The organism is Exiguobacterium sp. SH4S7, from assembly GCF_004336795.1.
Classification (GTDB): domain Bacteria; phylum Bacillota; class Bacilli; order Exiguobacteriales; family Exiguobacteriaceae; genus Exiguobacterium; species Exiguobacterium aurantiacum_A.
Genome location: NZ_SJUT01000012.1, coordinates 13,101 through 28,242, shown reverse-complemented (window position 1 = coordinate 28,242; position 15,142 = coordinate 13,101). Strand labels below are relative to the sequence as shown.

Genomic DNA, 15,142 nt, shown 5'->3' with positions numbered 1-15,142 from the left:
CCGCGTCACGGTTTCGATATAGTAGAAACGGTGTATTCAGGATTTAAATATAGAAAAAACCGAACGATTGAATAAAAACAGTCGATTAAGATAGGGGCGAATCAAGAATGGATCGTTTTGCAGTCATTTTGGCAGCAGGTAAAGGGACGCGTATGAAGTCTAAGCTCTATAAAGTGCTTCATCCGGTCCTTGGAAAACCGATGGTCGAACATGTCGTCGACCAACTCGACAAAATCGGGGTCAGTCGTCAAATCGTCATCGTCGGTCACGGGGCTGAAGCGGTACAAGAGACGCTAGGCTCGCGCGTCGAGTACGCGGTCCAAGAACAGCAACTTGGAACGGGCCATGCGGTTCAAATGGCAGAAGCTGAGCTCGCTGGTAAATCAGGTGCGACGCTTGTCGTCTGTGGTGACACACCACTTCTCACAGCGGAAACGTTGGAGGCGCTCCTTGCCCATCATGAGGCGCAGCAAGCGAAAGTAACGGTACTGACGGCGATCGCTGACGATGCGACCGGTTATGGTCGTGTCATCCGTGGAGAAGACGGTAACGTGACGAAAGTCGTCGAACATAAAGACGCCTCTGCTGCAGAGCAAGCGATTCTTGAAATCAATACGGGAACTTACGTGTTTGACAACGAATTATTGTTTGATGCCCTCAAACAAGTCGGTAACGATAACGTTCAAGGTGAGTATTACTTGCCAGACGTCATCGCGATTGCGAAAGAAGCAGGCGAAGTTGTCGCGGCCCATACCGCGCCGACGTTCGGTGAGACGATCGGTGTCAACGATCGCGTCGCTCTCGCGCAGGCTGAAACACTCATGCGCAAGCGGACGAACGAACGCCTTATGCGTGAAGGTGTGACCTTCATGGACCCGGCCTCGACATACATTTCGCCGGACGCCGTCATCGGATCAGATACGATCATCTACCCAGGGACAGTCATTCTTGGCAAGACGGTCATCGGTTCGGAGTGCGTGATCGGACCGAACTCGGACATCCGCAACAGTGTGATTGAAGACGGTGCGACCGTTCGTCAATCGGTACTCAGTGATAGCCGTGTCGGAAGTCATGCGCAAGTTGGGCCGTTCGCCCACCTTCGTCAACAAGCAGTCCTTGGCGCCAATACGCGCGTCGGCAATTTCGTGGAAATCAAAAAATCAACGTTCGGGGACGGTGCGAAAGCATCGCATCTCAGCTATATCGGAGATGCCTCGATCGGTGAACGTGTCAATCTCGGATGTGGATCGATCACGGTCAACTATGATGGTAAGAATAAGTTTGAGACGGTCGTTGAAGCAGACGCGTTTGTCGGATGTAACGTCAACTTGATTGCCCCGGTAACAGTCGGGAAAGGTGCGATCGTCGCTGCCGGTTCAACGATTACAAACGATGTCCCTGAAGAAGCTCTCGCGATTGCGCGCGAGCGTCAAACGAACAAAGAAGGTTACACGAAACGCTAAGTTGCTGCCTATTACTATGGAAAACGATGGAGGAGAATCCTAAACATGTCTACTGTATATGAACGTGAAATTCGCCTATTTAGCTTAAACTCGAACCGCCCGTTAGCTGAAGAAATTGCCAAAGAAATCGGTGTCCCACTCAGCGACTGCCAAGTGAAGCGGTTTAGCGACGGAGAACTTTACATCAATATCGAGGAGAGCGTCCGAGGCGACGATGTGTACATCATCCAATCGACGAGCTCACCAGTGAATGAAACGCTCATGGAATTGCTCGTGATGATCGATGCGCTGAAACGGGCCTCGGTTCGCACGATCAACGTCGTCATCCCATACTATGGTTACGCACGCCAAGACCGTAAAGCACGGTCGCGTGAGCCGATCACAGCGAAACTCGTTGCCGATCTGCTTACGGTAGCCGGAGCGACACGCGTCATCACAATGGACTTGCACGCCGCTCAAATCCAAGGTTTCTTCAATATTCCAGTAGACCAATTGTTAGGTGTCCCGCTCATCTCGACGTATTTCGAGACAGATGAGTTCAAAGCAAAAGATATCGTCGTCGTCTCACCAGATCACGGCGGTGTCACGCGCGCGCGGAAGCTCGCAGAACGTTTGAAAGCACCAATCGCCATCATCGACAAACGACGCCCGGAAGCGAACGTGGCCGAAGTCATGAACATCGTTGGCAGCGTTGAAGGCAAAACAGCCATCTTGATCGATGATATCATCGACACGGCCGGTACGATCACACTCGCAGCAGACGCAATTGTCCAAGCGGGAGCAAAAGAAGTATACGCTTCATGTACCCACCCGGTTCTGTCTGGCCCGGCAATGGAGCGAATCGACAACTCGTCAATCAAAGAACTCGTCGTCCTTAACACGATCGATTTGACTGGTCGCGAGTACTCGAGCAAAATCAAGCAGATGTCGGTTGCCCGTTTGCTTGGGGAAGCGATCATGCGTGTCCACGAGCACAAATCGGTGAGCACGCTGTTCGATTAAAAAAACGAGGCCCGAAGGCGTTCGCCTTTGGGCTTTTTTGTTCAGGAGGAACATGATGAAATGTATCGTCGGTCTCGGGAATCCGGGTAAGAAATATGGAATGACCCGTCATAATATCGGGTTTTTAGCAATTGATCGGTTAGCGGACAAGCACGGGATCACGCTTGACGAAGCCAAGTTTAAAGCAGTCATTGGAACGGGAAGAATCAATGGAGAGCGGGTCGTCCTCGTCAAACCGCTCACGTACATGAATCTATCAGGTGAAGCGGTCCGTCCGATTCTCGATTACTATAAAATCGATATCGACGATTTACTCGTCATCTATGATGATTTAGACATGGTCCCAGGCAAACTCCGCCTGCGTCCGAAAGGGAGTGCCGGTGGACATAATGGCATCAAGTCATTGATTCAGCACCTCGGGACGATGGATTTTAAACGGCTTAAGCTTGGCGTTGGACGTCCGCCGCACCCGATCAAAGTTGTTGATTGGGTACTGATGAGTTATCGAAAAGAAGATATGTCCGAATTGAACGATACGCTCGACCAAGCCGTGGCTGCCGCAACAGATTTTGTGGACACGGACTGGGTCGCGCTCATGAATCGATATAACTAAAGGGTCACAGCACCCTTTTTTGTCGTATAAGGTGGAGGAAAACAAATGAACGCTTTAGAGAGATTTATGGTGACACTGCCGGAGACGAACGTGATTCGAGACCGGTTGCCTAAAGTCGACCGTCAACTCGTCACGGGATTGACGACAAGTGCCAAAGCGCTCGTTTTGGCCGGTTTGGCGAAACAGTCGACACGCCGTCTCGTTGTCGTCACCCATAACATGTACCAAGCCCAAAAGATGTTCGACCAGCTTGAGCCGCTTGTCGGACCGAGCAAGACGTTGCTCTATCCGATTGACGAGACGCTCGCCGGTGAACTGTCGCTCACATCCAGTCCCGAGCTCCTCGCCGCGCGAATCGAAGCCAGAACACGTCTCCTGACCGAAGAGGGAGGCGTCCTTGTCGTCCCGCTCGGTGGCTTGCGTCGTTTCGTACCGAGTCCGACCGATTGGCTGTCGAGTCATCGGACGATCAAACCAGGGCAAGAACTTGATTTAAAGCCGTTTGCCTCAACACTGATTGAACTTGGTTACGAGCGGACGGCCACGGTGACGGCACCGGGTGAGTTTTCGGTCCGCGGCAGCATTCTTGACGTCTATCCGCTCACGGAAGCGAGACCGTATCGAATTGATTTGTTCGACACGGAAGTCGATTCCGTCTTCACGTTCGATGCGGAGACGCAACGGTCGTTAGGTGTCGTTTCGGAAGCGGTCATCACGCCGGCGACCGAGTTCGTCGCATCGGTCGAACAGTTGAAAAAAGCCGGGCAAGCGCTCGAACGGCAATACGACCGGACGCTCGAGCTGATTGAAACCGAGACGATTCGACAAGCGCTTGAATCAGGTATCGCCCGCGACATCGAGCAGTTCGGGCGCGGTGATGTACCGGAGAAGCTCGGGAAGTACACGCCGCTACTTTATACGTCGACGCTGCTTGACTATGTGGGTGCTGATTCGGTCCTCATGTTGGACGAAGTGGCCCGCATCGAGGACGCGGCGGACGTGCAAGACCGTGAAGAGGCCGAATGGTTCTCGTCACTGATCGAACGCGGGGAGTCGGTCAGCAACTATACGCTCGCCGTGCCGATGCACAAAGTGTTCCGAAGCTTGAAACAAGTCGCGTTCTCGCTGCTGCCATCACGGCGTTCGGGGATCCCGGAGACGAATACGGTCCATCTCAGTTGCCGCCCGCTCCCTGCCTTCCACGGACAGATGCACTTGTTGAAGCAAGAAGTCGAGCGGTGGCAACAAAGTGATCACCGGATCGTTTTCCTCGCCGGGGATCAAATGCGGGCAGACAAAGTCGTGGCGCTCCTTGAAGACTACGGGATCCCGTCTACGTTCACGAATGTTGACGGGGAGCTGTTGCCACGCCATGTCCACGTCATGATCGGACAGGTCGAAGGCGGATTCGAGTTATCGACGAGCCGCCTCGTCGTCGTCTCGGAAACGGAACTGTTCAAGCGGGTCACGAAACGGAAACGGCAGACGAAGAATTTGACGAACGCCGAACGGATCAAGAGTTATCAAGAGCTGAAGCCGAATGATCATGTCGTTCATATCCATCACGGGATCGGGAAATACTTAGGGATCAAAACGATCGAAGTCGGTGGGATCCATCAAGATTACCTCCATCTCGTGTACGCCGGGGATGACGCGCTTTACGTGCCGGTCGATCAAATCGACCTCGTCCAAAAGTACGTCGGGGCCGAAGGGAAAGAGCCGAAGATTTATAAACTCGGTGGGACGGAATGGAAGAAGGTCAAATCAAAAGTCGCCAAGTCGGTCGAAGACATTGCCGACGAGTTGATCAAACTTTATGCGGCCCGAGAGGCATCGGTCGGCTTCGCCTTCCCGGCGGACGATGACGAGATGAGCCAGTTCGAATCGACCTTCCCGTACGCCGAGACGGAAGACCAAGTTCGATCGATTGCCGAGATCAAGGCGGATATGGAACGGTCACGCCCGATGGATCGCCTGCTTTGCGGCGACGTCGGATATGGCAAGACCGAAGTCGCGATTCGGGCGGCGTTCAAGTCGGTGCTCGCGGGCAAACAAGTCGCGTTCCTCGTGCCGACAACGGTGCTCGCGCAGCAACATTATGAGACGATGCTCGAACGGTTCAGTGAATTCCCGATCAACGTCTCGGTCATGAGCCGTTTCCGCTCGAAGAGTGAGCTGGCGGCGACGAAAAAAGGACTGAAAGAGGGAACGATCGACGTCGTCGTCGGGACGCACCGCGTGCTGTCGAAAGACGTGACGTTCGCCGATCTCGGCCTCGTCATCATCGATGAAGAACAGCGGTTCGGGGTCAAGCATAAAGAGCGCCTGAAACAGCTGAAGACGAACATCGACGTCTTGACGCTGACGGCGACACCGATTCCGCGGACGCTTCATATGTCGATGATCGGAATCCGTGATTTATCTGTCCTCGAGACACCGCCGGAGAACCGTTATCCGGTTCAGACGTACGTCATGGAATACGACGGCATCGTGTTGCGAGAAGCGCTCGAGCGCGAGCTCGCCCGTGGCGGCCAAGCGTTCTTCTTATATAACCGAGTCGAAGGGATCGAGCGGAAAGCCGAAGAGATTCGGGCGCTGTTGCCGGATGCCCGTATTGCGACGGCACACGGCCGGATGACCGAGACCGAGCTTGAAAGTCAGCTCATCAGTTTTCTTGAAGGAGAAGCCGACGTCCTCGTCTCGACGACGATTATCGAGACCGGCATCGACATCCCGAACGTGAACACGCTCATCGTGCACGACGCCGATAAGATGGGGCTGTCGCAGCTGTATCAGCTTCGAGGACGTGTCGGCCGATCGAACCGGATCGCGTATGCGTACTTCACGTATCGGAAAGACAAGCGATTGACCGAAGTTGCGGAGAGCCGCCTCCAAGCGATCAAAGAGTTCACCGAGCTCGGCAGCGGGTTTAAGATCGCGATGCGTGACTTATCGATTCGCGGGGCCGGCAACCTGCTCGGTGCCCAACAATCCGGGTTCATCGACTCGGTCGGGTTCGATCTGTATTCACAGATGCTGTCAGAAGCAATCGAAGAGCGGAAAGACCGCATGCGCGGTCAAGCGAAACAAGTCGTCTTCAAACCGGAAGTCACGTTCCAAGCGGATGCCTACATTCCGGACGATTACTTGTCGGACAGTGAACTGAAGATCGAGATGTATAAGCGTTTCAAATATGTCGATACACCAGAAGCATTGTTCGCGCTTCAAGACGAGCTGATCGAACGGTTCGGAGAATTCCCGGAACCGGTCGCGTTGCTCATCCAACTGACGCGTCTGCGCATTTACGGGGAGCTGGCGAAAGTGACACGGATCAAACAGTCACCAGAGCGGATCGATATCGTGCTATCGATGGAATCGACGACGGCACTCGATGTACCGTCGTTCATGGAATGGACGATGCCGCTCGGACGAAAACTCGGAGTCGGGCAAGACAACGGGGCGCTCAAACTGTCACTCAGCGGACGTATGCCAGTTGTCGAGCTGTTGAATGATGCCGACACGGTCCTTGAGGAACTCGTGAAGCGGTTGGTGGTCCATGCGGACGCCAAGTAAGTTTGCGACAGGTGTCGTTTTATTTGCGCTCGCAGGATACATTTCAAAATTTATTAGTTTTGCCTATCGGGTCCCGTATCAGAACATTGCCGGTGATTTTGGGTTATACGCTTACCAGACGGTATATCCGTTTGCGGCGATCGTCGCCTCGCTCGGGATTTACGCGATGCCGGTCGTGATTGCCAAAATCGGGGTCGGGGCACAAGGTCCAAGACAGAAGTTAGAAGTCCTCTGGGGCAGTTTTTATGCGCTCCTCGGCCTCGCTGTCGGCCTCGTGGTCGCGATGTTCGCGCTTGCGCCTGTCATCGCGCGCTTGCTCGGTGACCCCGAACTGGCGACGACGCTCCGGGTCATCAGTCTCAGCTACTTGTTGATGCCTGCGCTTGCGGTGCTGCGCGGGTCGTTTCAGTCAATCGATGACTTGCGACCGAGCGCGCTGTCGCAGGTGCTTGAAAACTTGATTCGGGTCGCGGTGTTGCTCATCTCACTGCTCGTCGGTGTCCGCTTTGGACGTGACGCATATGAACTCAGTCGCTATGCTTATGCGGCGACGTTAGTCGGCGGGAGTGTTGCTGTCGTCGTCTTATCGATTTGGGCGAAAGGGTTCCGAATCGTCGCGGTCCGTGCCGCAACACTGCGCGCCGTACTGCGTGTTCTCTTGACGAGCGGGCTTGCGGTCGGATTTGCGTCGCTCGGTATTCTTTGGATGCAACTCGTCGATTCATTCACGATCGTCAATTTGATGGGCGGCGATTATTCGGCCAAAGTGAGTAAAGGCGTGTTCGACCGTGGCTATCCGCTCGTGCAGTTTGCGATTCTCTTCACCACGGCACTCGGGATGGCGAACGTGCCGAACTTAGTCCGCCATTACCGGGCCGGGCGACTCACGGCGACGGCAACGGGCCTCAGTTCGATGATTCGAGTGACGACCACGGTCGCTGCGGCTGCAACGATCGGGCTGATGGGCGTCATGTGGCCTTTGAACGTAGCGTTGTTTGAAAATGCTGACGGTACAAGAGCGCTTGTATTGTTATCGACGAGTACGTTCGCGGCCTCGCTCGCAGTCGCGAGTATGACGTGCCTTCAAGCGATCGACAAAGAGCGGACGGCCGCTTTTGGTATGCTGTTTGCCATGATTGTAAAGTTTGCGATCAATTTGCTGCTCGTTCCGCGTTATGGGATTGACGGGGCGGCAGTCGGTACATCGCTCGCATTTTTAGCGATGGCGGCCTTTAATTTTAATCGTCTCGACCAGAACATCCCGCTCGGTACGTTTCGGTTGCACCATTACGGACTGCTCTTAAAGACCGTCCTACCTATGGGCATCGTCTTGCTCGGTTTGAACGCGTTAGCGTCTGAGTCACTATATAACCGCGTCAACGCACTCGGTTGGCTCGGTTTGATGGTGGTGTGCGGCGGCGCTTTGTACGTCTGGCGAGCGGTCAGGGAACAGGTGCTGACGATCGAAGAATGGGAGATGATTCCGTTTGGAAATCGACTCATCAATTTGATTGATAAAAAGGAGACCTAATATGAGTTATGGAATTACCGTCGTCGGACTCGGCTCCGGCGAACTCGAGCAACTTCCGCTCGGGGTATATCGTCATTTGAAACAGCAACCGCTCGTCTGGTTGCGCACGAAAGAACATCCGGTCGTCAAAGAGCTCGAGGCGGAAGGGGTTCATTTTGAATCGTTTGACCACATTTACGAATCAAACGATACGTTTGAGGCCGTCTATAAACAAATCGTTGAGACGTTGCTCGACAAGAGCGACGAACTGGCGATCACATATGCGGTCCCGGGCCATCCGTTCGTCGCCGAGCGGACGGTCGAACTGCTCGTCGAACAAGGGGCGGACGTGACGTTCCTCGGCGGACAGAGCTTTTTGGACGCCATGTTTCAGGCGCTCCAGATTGATCCGATCAATGGGTTTCAACTGCTCGATGCGACCGCACTCGACGTTGAACGGCTCCAAGTCACGCAGCACGTGTTAATCGGTCAAGTGTACGACGGGTTTGTGGCCGGGGATGTGAAAGTACAATTGATGGAACGTTATCCGGACGAACATCTTGTCAAGCTCGTCACGGCGGCCGGAACAAAACGAGAGCGAATTTCCGAAGTTCCGCTCTACGAGATGGACCGGGTCGCTGAAGTCGACAATTTGACGACGCTCTATGTCCCGCCACTCACTGACGAGACGCACCTCGCGCGGGAGTTTGCGACGTTGACAGATATCATCGCGACACTCCGCGGTCCGAACGGCTGCCCATGGGACCGAAAACAGACGCACGCATCACTGCGGAAATATTTACTCGAAGAGGCGTATGAGTTGATCGAGGCGATCGACGAAGAGGACGATGATGCGATGATCGAAGAACTCGGAGACGTATTGCTCCAAGTCATGCTTCATGCGCAAATCGGGGCCGACGAAGGGTACTTTAACATTCGTGACGTGATCGGCGCGATCAGTACGAAAATGGTCCGTCGCCATCCGCACGTCTTCGGTGACGTGACGGTCGCAGACGCCGACGACGTGGTTTCGAACTGGAATGCGATTAAGCAAGACGAAAAAGGGGAAAATAAACATTCGCAGCTCGATGGTGTGCTCGTGACCCAACCGGGGTTAATGCGTGCCGAGCAACTCCAAAAGAAAGCGGCTCAAGTCGGGTTCGAGTGGGATGACGTAACCGGAGCGTTCGAGAAGCTCGAAGAAGAGTTACAAGAGTGGCGAGACCGTCCCGAAGACGAACAAGAACTAGGGGACGTACTGTTCTCAGTCGTCAACGTAGCCCGTTATTTCGGGTTGAACGCGGAACAAGCACTTGAACGGACCAATCAAAAATTCAAGAGACGATTTGAATATATCGAAGCGAACGGATCGCTCAGCGACATGACGCTCGAACAGATGGATCGGCTTTGGGATGAAGCGAAGGAGAAGGGATTATGAGACTAGATAAATTTTTGAAAGTGTCGCGCTTGATCAAACGACGGACGTTAGCGAAGGAAGTGGCCGATCAAGGCCGTATCCGCTTGAATGGCCAAGTCGCCAAGGCCAGTACGGACGTCAAGGCCGGTGATGAGCTCCAAATCCGATTCGGGAATAAGCTGGTGACGGTCATTATCGATTCGATTGCCGAGCATGCCCGGAAAGAGGATGCGAAAGAAATGTACCGGTTGATCAAAGAAGAAAAGGTGAACAGTGGTACGGAAGCATAAAAAAAAGGTATACTGAACATAATAGGTCAAGAGGAAGGTGATTCGATGAATGGACGTAACCCGATGGAACGCAAACAGCGGATTCGGGCTCTCGACGAACGGAGAGAACAGCTGGAAAAAGAACAGAGCCGGCGACGTATCCATCTTCGACGCCGCCTAGCCGTGGCCTCACTTGTCTTTTTGTTGTTGATTGTCTTCATCGGCCAGAGCTATTTCTCAAAGATCGGATATGTAGCGGATCAAGAGCTAAAGCAAGACGAGGCTCGTGTCGAGCTTCGTGAAACGAAGGAAGAACAAGCGGAGCTAAAAGAGCAGGTTGAACGTTTACAAGACGAAGAATACATCGCCAATCTTGCGCGCAACGAGCTGTTGTTCTCGAAAGATGGCGAGATTATTTTTTACTTCTCACCAGAGGAATAAGTAGGTTCGTTGACCGTTGACGAATCGACTCGTATAATTGTAGGGAATCATTCAAAAAAAGGAGTACATTATTTTATGTCAATTGAAGTAGGAAGCAAGGTACAAGGTAAGGTTACAGGGATTACGCATTTCGGAGCGTTCGTAGAGCTCCCTAATGGAAAAACGGGTTTGGTGCACATCAGTGAAGTGGCAGATTCTTATGTCAAAGACATCAATGAAGTCCTAACGGTCGGTCAAGAAGTCACAGTCAAAATCTTGAACATCGAAAGTGATGGCAAAATCGGGTTGTCTATCAAAAAAACTGTCGATCGTCCTGTTAGCGAACGCCCAGAACGTCCAGCCGGCGAACGCTTCTCACGAGGCCCTAGTTCAGGCGGCCCTGGTCAAGGTGGCCCACGTCCGGGCGGTCCACGTCCAGGTGGTCCTGGTCAAGGTCCACGCGGCGGCGGTGGCCCACGCGGTGGCGGCGGTCCCCGTGGCGGTGGCGGCGCACGTCGTGAAGTACGTCGTGAGCCAGAAACGTTTGATACGTTGATGACCAAGTTCTTGAAAGATAGCGACGAACGCCTTACAACGTTGAAGCGTCAAACTGATTCAAAACGCGGTGGACGTGGAGCCAAGCGCGGGTAACCCTTCGTAAACCATCAGCTTCTACTCGTAACGATAACGCCACGGACACAGGTCCGTGGCTTTTTTTCATGGCGCGACAATTGTCGGCGCTTTTTTTGTTATAAAAAATAACTAAAAAAGGTTGCAATTTTTCGACGGAGCGAGCACAATAGGGAACATGAAAAATAGTTATGTTTTATAAGTAAAGGTGGAGAAACAAATGAACGGATGGAAGTTGTGGAAAGCAGAATGGCAGAGCATCGGTAAAAATCCGCGGGTATGGATTCCGATTCTCGCGGTCGCGCTCGTGCCGCTCATGTATGCGGGCATGTTCTTGTGGGCATTTTGGGACCCTTACGGCCAAATGAAAGATTTGCCCGTCGCGATCGTCAATGATGACCAAGGGGCCACGTTTGAAGGGGAGGAACTCGCTGTCGGTGACGAACTCGTCGATAAGTTGACGACCTCGGAAGCGTTCCAATTCGTCGAAGTGTCGAAAGCAGAAGCGGACGCCGGGTTACAAGATCACGCCTTTTACATGGCAATCGAAATCCCGGATGACTTTTCAGAGAAAGCGACGAGCGCGCTGTCCGCTGACCCTGAGCAATTGGAACTTCGATACATCGCGAACGAGTCGTATAACTTCCTCGCCGCTCAAATCGGAGGTTCGGCGATGGAACAAGTGAAAGGCGAACTGTCGACTGAAGTGACGAAACAGTATGTCAACGCCATGCGGGACGGATTGAAAACCGTCGCTGACGGATTAGATGAAGCCGCAACCGGTGCGACGGAGCTTGCTGACGGATCAACGACCGCTAAAGAAGGGGCCGTTAAGCTAGCGGACGGCTCGCGACTGCTAGCTTCAAAACAGCAGGAACTAGCGGACGGCGCAGCCAAGCTCGATGACGGACTCGGTGCGCTTGAGTCTGGGACGGCTGATCTCGTCGACGGGAGCCAGCGTATCCAAACTGGGAGTTCCACGCTGTCAGACGGTGTCCATCGTGTCGACGCCGGGGCCGCCGTGCTAAAAGACGGTACGACTCAGCTCGTCGACGGAACGAGCGCGTTCTCTTCGAAGTTAGGCGAGTTGCATAGCGGGACGCAACAGCTTGACGCTGGAATTCATGAACTCGCAGCCGGACTCGAGGACGCACAGGCCGGAAGCGGCCAACTCGTCAACGGCTCGAGCACACTCGCAGAAGCGCTTAGTGCGGCTAGTGCCGGAAACGAAGCACTTGTAGCGGGAACGGTAGGTGTCACCGCTGGCATTGACCAAATGAAAACGGAGTTGTTAGGCCAGCAAGAGCAACTGATCGCCAAGTTGTCTGCGCTCGCCGAATCAGGCACGCCCGCAACGCCAGACATGTTGCAAGCAATCGTCGCTGAGTTGTCTACAGGTATGCAGGCAACGGAAGCAGGTTTCGCATCGCTTTCAGAGGGCGCGTCTCGTGTCACGGAAGGCCAAACGGCACTCGGAGACGGGTTGGGACAAGCAGAAGCCGGTGCCACTGAGCTCGCAGCCGGATTGGTTGCGTTGAATGACGGACAGACTCAGCTCGTCAACGGGGCCGCGGCGCTGAGCAAGGGGTCAAGCCAAATCGAGCAAGGTGCTAAAACCGCGATGGATCGTTCGGGTGAACTTGCATCGGCAAGCGTTCAATTGAACGAAGGGGTGGCGACGCTTCATGACGGGACGACGGAACTGGCGTCGGGGAGTGATCAATTGGCTGACGCCACGCTCGCCTTGTCTGAAGGAAGTACGAAACTCGCCAACGGGGTCAAAACGGCGGGTCAAGGAACGGGTACCCTCGCTGAAGGGGCATCGCGTCTGGCTGAAGGGGGCCAAACACTCGGTTCTGGAAGTTCGGACCTGGCGGAAGGTCTGACTGAACTAGAGTCCGGGAACGGAAAACTTCGTGACGCCTTACTCTCGGGTGCGGAAGCGGCTGACGTCGACATTAGCGATGAGAACGTTGAAATGATGGCGGGACCGATTCAAATCGTGAACGACTCGATTCATCACGTACCGAACTACGGGACAGGATTTGCACCATACTTCATGTCGCTCGGTCTCTTCGTCGGGGCACTCTTGTTGTCAATCGTCTATCCGCTCTATGATCCGGCTGGCAAACCGAAGCGGAGTTTATCTTGGTTGTTATCGAAATCGGGCGTATTAATCGTCATCGGTTTCGTTCAGGCGCTCGTCTTAAACGTGGCGATGATGGCGTTGCTCGGACTCGAGGTCGAGTCACCGCTTCGCTTCTTCGGTTTCAGCTGGCTCGTCAGTATTACGTTCTTATTGATTGTTCAGTTGCTCGTCACGACGCTCGGGAACCCGGGACGGTTCGTTGCCATCGTCTTATTGATTCTTCAATTGACGACGTCGGCCGGGACGTTCCCGCTTGAATTGATTCCACGTGCCTTGCAGCCGTTCAACGCGTTACTTCCAATGACGTATACGGTGGCCGGCTATAAAGAGATTTTGTCGGCGGACGGGCTCAGTTATTTACAAGGGGCGATTCTATACTTGGCGCTCGTGTCGGTCGGTTGCTTCTTCTTGCTCTGGGGATATTTCCGCATCGCTTGGAAGAAAAAATATCGACCGGCTCCGTCGGAAGCGTGATGCACAATCAACCGAAAATCGTGTATAGTGTATGAAATGGCACTATACACGTTTTTTTGTGAAAAAAGTTTTAAAAAAGAATTGACACGGACGTGGCTACTGGTTATTATAGAAAATGTGCTTAGGACACAACACAATAACATGGCGGTGTAGCTCAGCTGGCTAGAGCGTACGGTTCATACCCGTGAGGTCGTGGGTTCGACTCCCTCCGCCGCTACCATTTTATTTAGGCCCGTTGGTCAAGCGGTTAAGACACCGCCCTTTCACGGCGGTAACACGGGTTCGAATCCCGTACGGGTCACTTACCTAAGCGAAAAGAAGCCATCTCAACTTGAGATGGCTTCTTTTGTTATATCAAGGAGGAGCGACGATGACGAAAGTGCTGGTGGCCGTATCGGGTGGGATGGATTCGATCGTCTTGTTAGACCGCGTCGTGAGAAGCGGTGCTGACGTCGGGGTCGCCCACGTCCATCATGGACTTAGGCCTGAGTCCGATGAAGAGTTTGAGTTCGTGAGACAGTTGGCGAAAGCGTACGGTGTGCCGTTTCACGGGAAGCGTCTTGCGTTTCCGGACGGGGGATCGCAAGCCGTCTATCGGACGGCGCGGTATGCATTTTTTGAAACGGTCATGCGTGAAGACGGGTATACCGAACTGATGACGGCTCATCACGGCGATGACGAGCTCGAAACGGTACTCATCCAGCTTCATCGAAACGTCGTCGAAGTGACGGGGATCCCGGAACGTCGTCCGTTCGCCGGAGGGACAATCGTTCGTCCGTTGCTGACGGAAACAAAACGACAGCTCTTGGCGTACGCGTTAGCGAACGGACTCGTCTGGCGAGAAGACGCGACGAATGAGCAGGCGAATTATTTGCGCAACAAGATCAGACACCACATCGTCCCGCAGCTCCTCGATGTTTGGCCGAACGTGGTTCAAGACGTCGGTAACGCGGCCCGTCGGCAGCGTGAGCTCTGGCATAAGCGCTACGACGACGTCGGGAAGTGGATGGTGCGCCACGTCCGTTATAATATGAAAACGTTTCATGTGAAACTTGAAGACGTGGCCGGTTTGAACGAACCCGAACGATACGTACTCGGCCGACTCTTATCGGCTAGATATGGTGTCGAGATGGGCGAAGCCATCCGTCGTCTCCTCGGTAGTCCAAAAGGAACAGGACGATACGACCTTGAAGGCGGCGCGCGCCTGCAAAAGTATGATGGGGTGATCAGCCTCGTCCCCCATACCGATCTAGTGCTGACTGAAGCACCGGGTGACCGAGTGATCTCGAGCCTCCCGGTCCAGACGTCTTTTGGCGACCGCGAGCTCTCACTTGAAGTCATCACAGGCAAGGACGGGATCCCCCTCGAGGCGCTCACATTCCCGTTGACCGTCCGCTCCGTCCGGCCAGGGGATGTGATGAAACTCTCGATCGGGACGAAAAAAGTCGCCCGAATCTTGGTCGATGCGAAAATCCGGCGTGAAAATCGTCCGTTTGTCCCCTTAGTAGTTGACGCGACAGGGAGGATTGTCGCTATAGTAGGAGTAAGAGTTTCGGATTTTCCGGATAAGTCAGATGCGATTTGCCCACGATTAATGGTAAAATGATGATTGTGTCGGATTA

General features: G+C 53.8%; 11 protein-coding genes and 2 tRNA genes. All 13 read left to right on the top strand.

Annotation, left to right across the window (positions count from 1 at the left end):
* Positions 1-107: 107 nt before the first annotated feature.
* A complete protein-coding gene (gene glmU, locus EVJ29_RS14585; RefSeq protein ID WP_070329382.1) occupies positions 108-1,463 on the top strand; it encodes a bifunctional UDP-N-acetylglucosamine diphosphorylase/glucosamine-1-phosphate N-acetyltransferase GlmU in 1,356 nt (451 codons plus the stop codon).
* A 45-nt stretch (positions 1,464-1,508) separates the two neighbouring features.
* Positions 1,509-2,465, top strand: coding sequence for a ribose-phosphate diphosphokinase (locus EVJ29_RS14580; RefSeq protein WP_016509622.1), 957 nt, complete (start codon positions 1,509-1,511; stop codon positions 2,463-2,465).
* A gap of 55 nt (positions 2,466-2,520) precedes the next feature.
* The gene (pth, locus tag EVJ29_RS14575) at positions 2,521-3,078 is read left to right on the top strand and encodes an aminoacyl-tRNA hydrolase (protein ID WP_070329381.1); all 558 of its coding nucleotides are present in this window, start codon (positions 2,521-2,523) and stop codon (positions 3,076-3,078) included.
* Positions 3,079-3,123: 45 nt separating this feature from the next.
* A complete protein-coding gene (mfd, locus tag EVJ29_RS14570) occupies positions 3,124-6,651 on the top strand; it encodes a transcription-repair coupling factor (protein ID WP_131466516.1) in 3,528 nt (1,175 codons plus the stop codon).
* Positions 6,635-8,182 (top strand): polysaccharide biosynthesis protein, encoded by a 1,548-nt coding sequence (locus EVJ29_RS14565; protein WP_131466518.1) that lies wholly within the window; start codon positions 6,635-6,637, stop codon positions 8,180-8,182. Before mfd ends, EVJ29_RS14565 begins: the two co-directional genes overlap by 17 nt.
* A gap of 1 nt (position 8,183) precedes the next feature.
* Complete coding sequence (mazG, locus tag EVJ29_RS14560; protein ID WP_131444162.1) at positions 8,184-9,599, top strand: nucleoside triphosphate pyrophosphohydrolase; 1,416 nt, start codon at positions 8,184-8,186, stop codon at positions 9,597-9,599.
* Complete coding sequence (locus EVJ29_RS14555; RefSeq protein WP_070329377.1) at positions 9,596-9,868, top strand: RNA-binding S4 domain-containing protein; 273 nt, start codon at positions 9,596-9,598, stop codon at positions 9,866-9,868. The genes mazG and EVJ29_RS14555 overlap by 4 nt, the downstream gene beginning before the upstream one ends.
* Positions 9,869-9,913: 45 nt before the next feature.
* Positions 9,914-10,288: an FtsB family cell division protein gene (locus EVJ29_RS14550; RefSeq protein WP_071398636.1), complete on the top strand. Its 375-nt coding sequence runs from the start codon at positions 9,914-9,916 to the stop codon at positions 10,286-10,288.
* A gap of 75 nt (positions 10,289-10,363) precedes the next feature.
* Entirely contained in the window at positions 10,364-10,918 is a 555-nt protein-coding gene (locus tag EVJ29_RS14545) for a S1 domain-containing RNA-binding protein (protein ID WP_070329375.1), read from the top strand.
* 199 nt (positions 10,919-11,117) lie between these two features.
* Complete coding sequence (locus EVJ29_RS14540) at positions 11,118-13,520, top strand: YhgE/Pip domain-containing protein (protein WP_236633564.1); 2,403 nt, start codon at positions 11,118-11,120, stop codon at positions 13,518-13,520.
* 143 nt (positions 13,521-13,663) lie between these two features.
* Positions 13,664-13,740 (top strand) — tRNA-Met (locus tag EVJ29_RS14535).
* Between the two features lie 9 nt (positions 13,741-13,749).
* Positions 13,750-13,821, top strand: a tRNA-Glu gene (locus tag EVJ29_RS14530).
* A gap of 69 nt (positions 13,822-13,890) precedes the next feature.
* A complete protein-coding gene (gene tilS, locus EVJ29_RS14525) occupies positions 13,891-15,126 on the top strand; it encodes a tRNA lysidine(34) synthetase TilS (RefSeq protein ID WP_236633563.1) in 1,236 nt (411 codons plus the stop codon).
* Positions 15,127-15,142: the final 16 nt, after the last annotated feature.

Coding starts and splice junctions, on each gene's coding strand:
- glmU (WP_070329382.1), top strand. CDS start 108: ATGGATCGTTTTGCAGTCATTTTGGCAGCAGGTAAAGGGACGCGTATG.
- EVJ29_RS14580 (WP_016509622.1), top strand. CDS start 1,509: ATGTCTACTGTATATGAACGTGAAATTCGCCTATTTAGCTTAAACTCG.
- pth (WP_070329381.1), top strand. CDS start 2,521: ATGAAATGTATCGTCGGTCTCGGGAATCCGGGTAAGAAATATGGAATG.
- mfd (WP_131466516.1), top strand. CDS start 3,124: ATGAACGCTTTAGAGAGATTTATGGTGACACTGCCGGAGACGAACGTG.
- EVJ29_RS14565 (WP_131466518.1), top strand. CDS start 6,635: ATGCGGACGCCAAGTAAGTTTGCGACAGGTGTCGTTTTATTTGCGCTC.
- mazG (WP_131444162.1), top strand. CDS start 8,184: ATGAGTTATGGAATTACCGTCGTCGGACTCGGCTCCGGCGAACTCGAG.
- EVJ29_RS14555 (WP_070329377.1), top strand. CDS start 9,596: ATGAGACTAGATAAATTTTTGAAAGTGTCGCGCTTGATCAAACGACGG.
- EVJ29_RS14550 (WP_071398636.1), top strand. CDS start 9,914: ATGAATGGACGTAACCCGATGGAACGCAAACAGCGGATTCGGGCTCTC.
- EVJ29_RS14545 (WP_070329375.1), top strand. CDS start 10,364: ATGTCAATTGAAGTAGGAAGCAAGGTACAAGGTAAGGTTACAGGGATT.
- EVJ29_RS14540 (WP_236633564.1), top strand. CDS start 11,118: ATGAACGGATGGAAGTTGTGGAAAGCAGAATGGCAGAGCATCGGTAAA.
- tilS (WP_236633563.1), top strand. CDS start 13,891: ATGACGAAAGTGCTGGTGGCCGTATCGGGTGGGATGGATTCGATCGTC.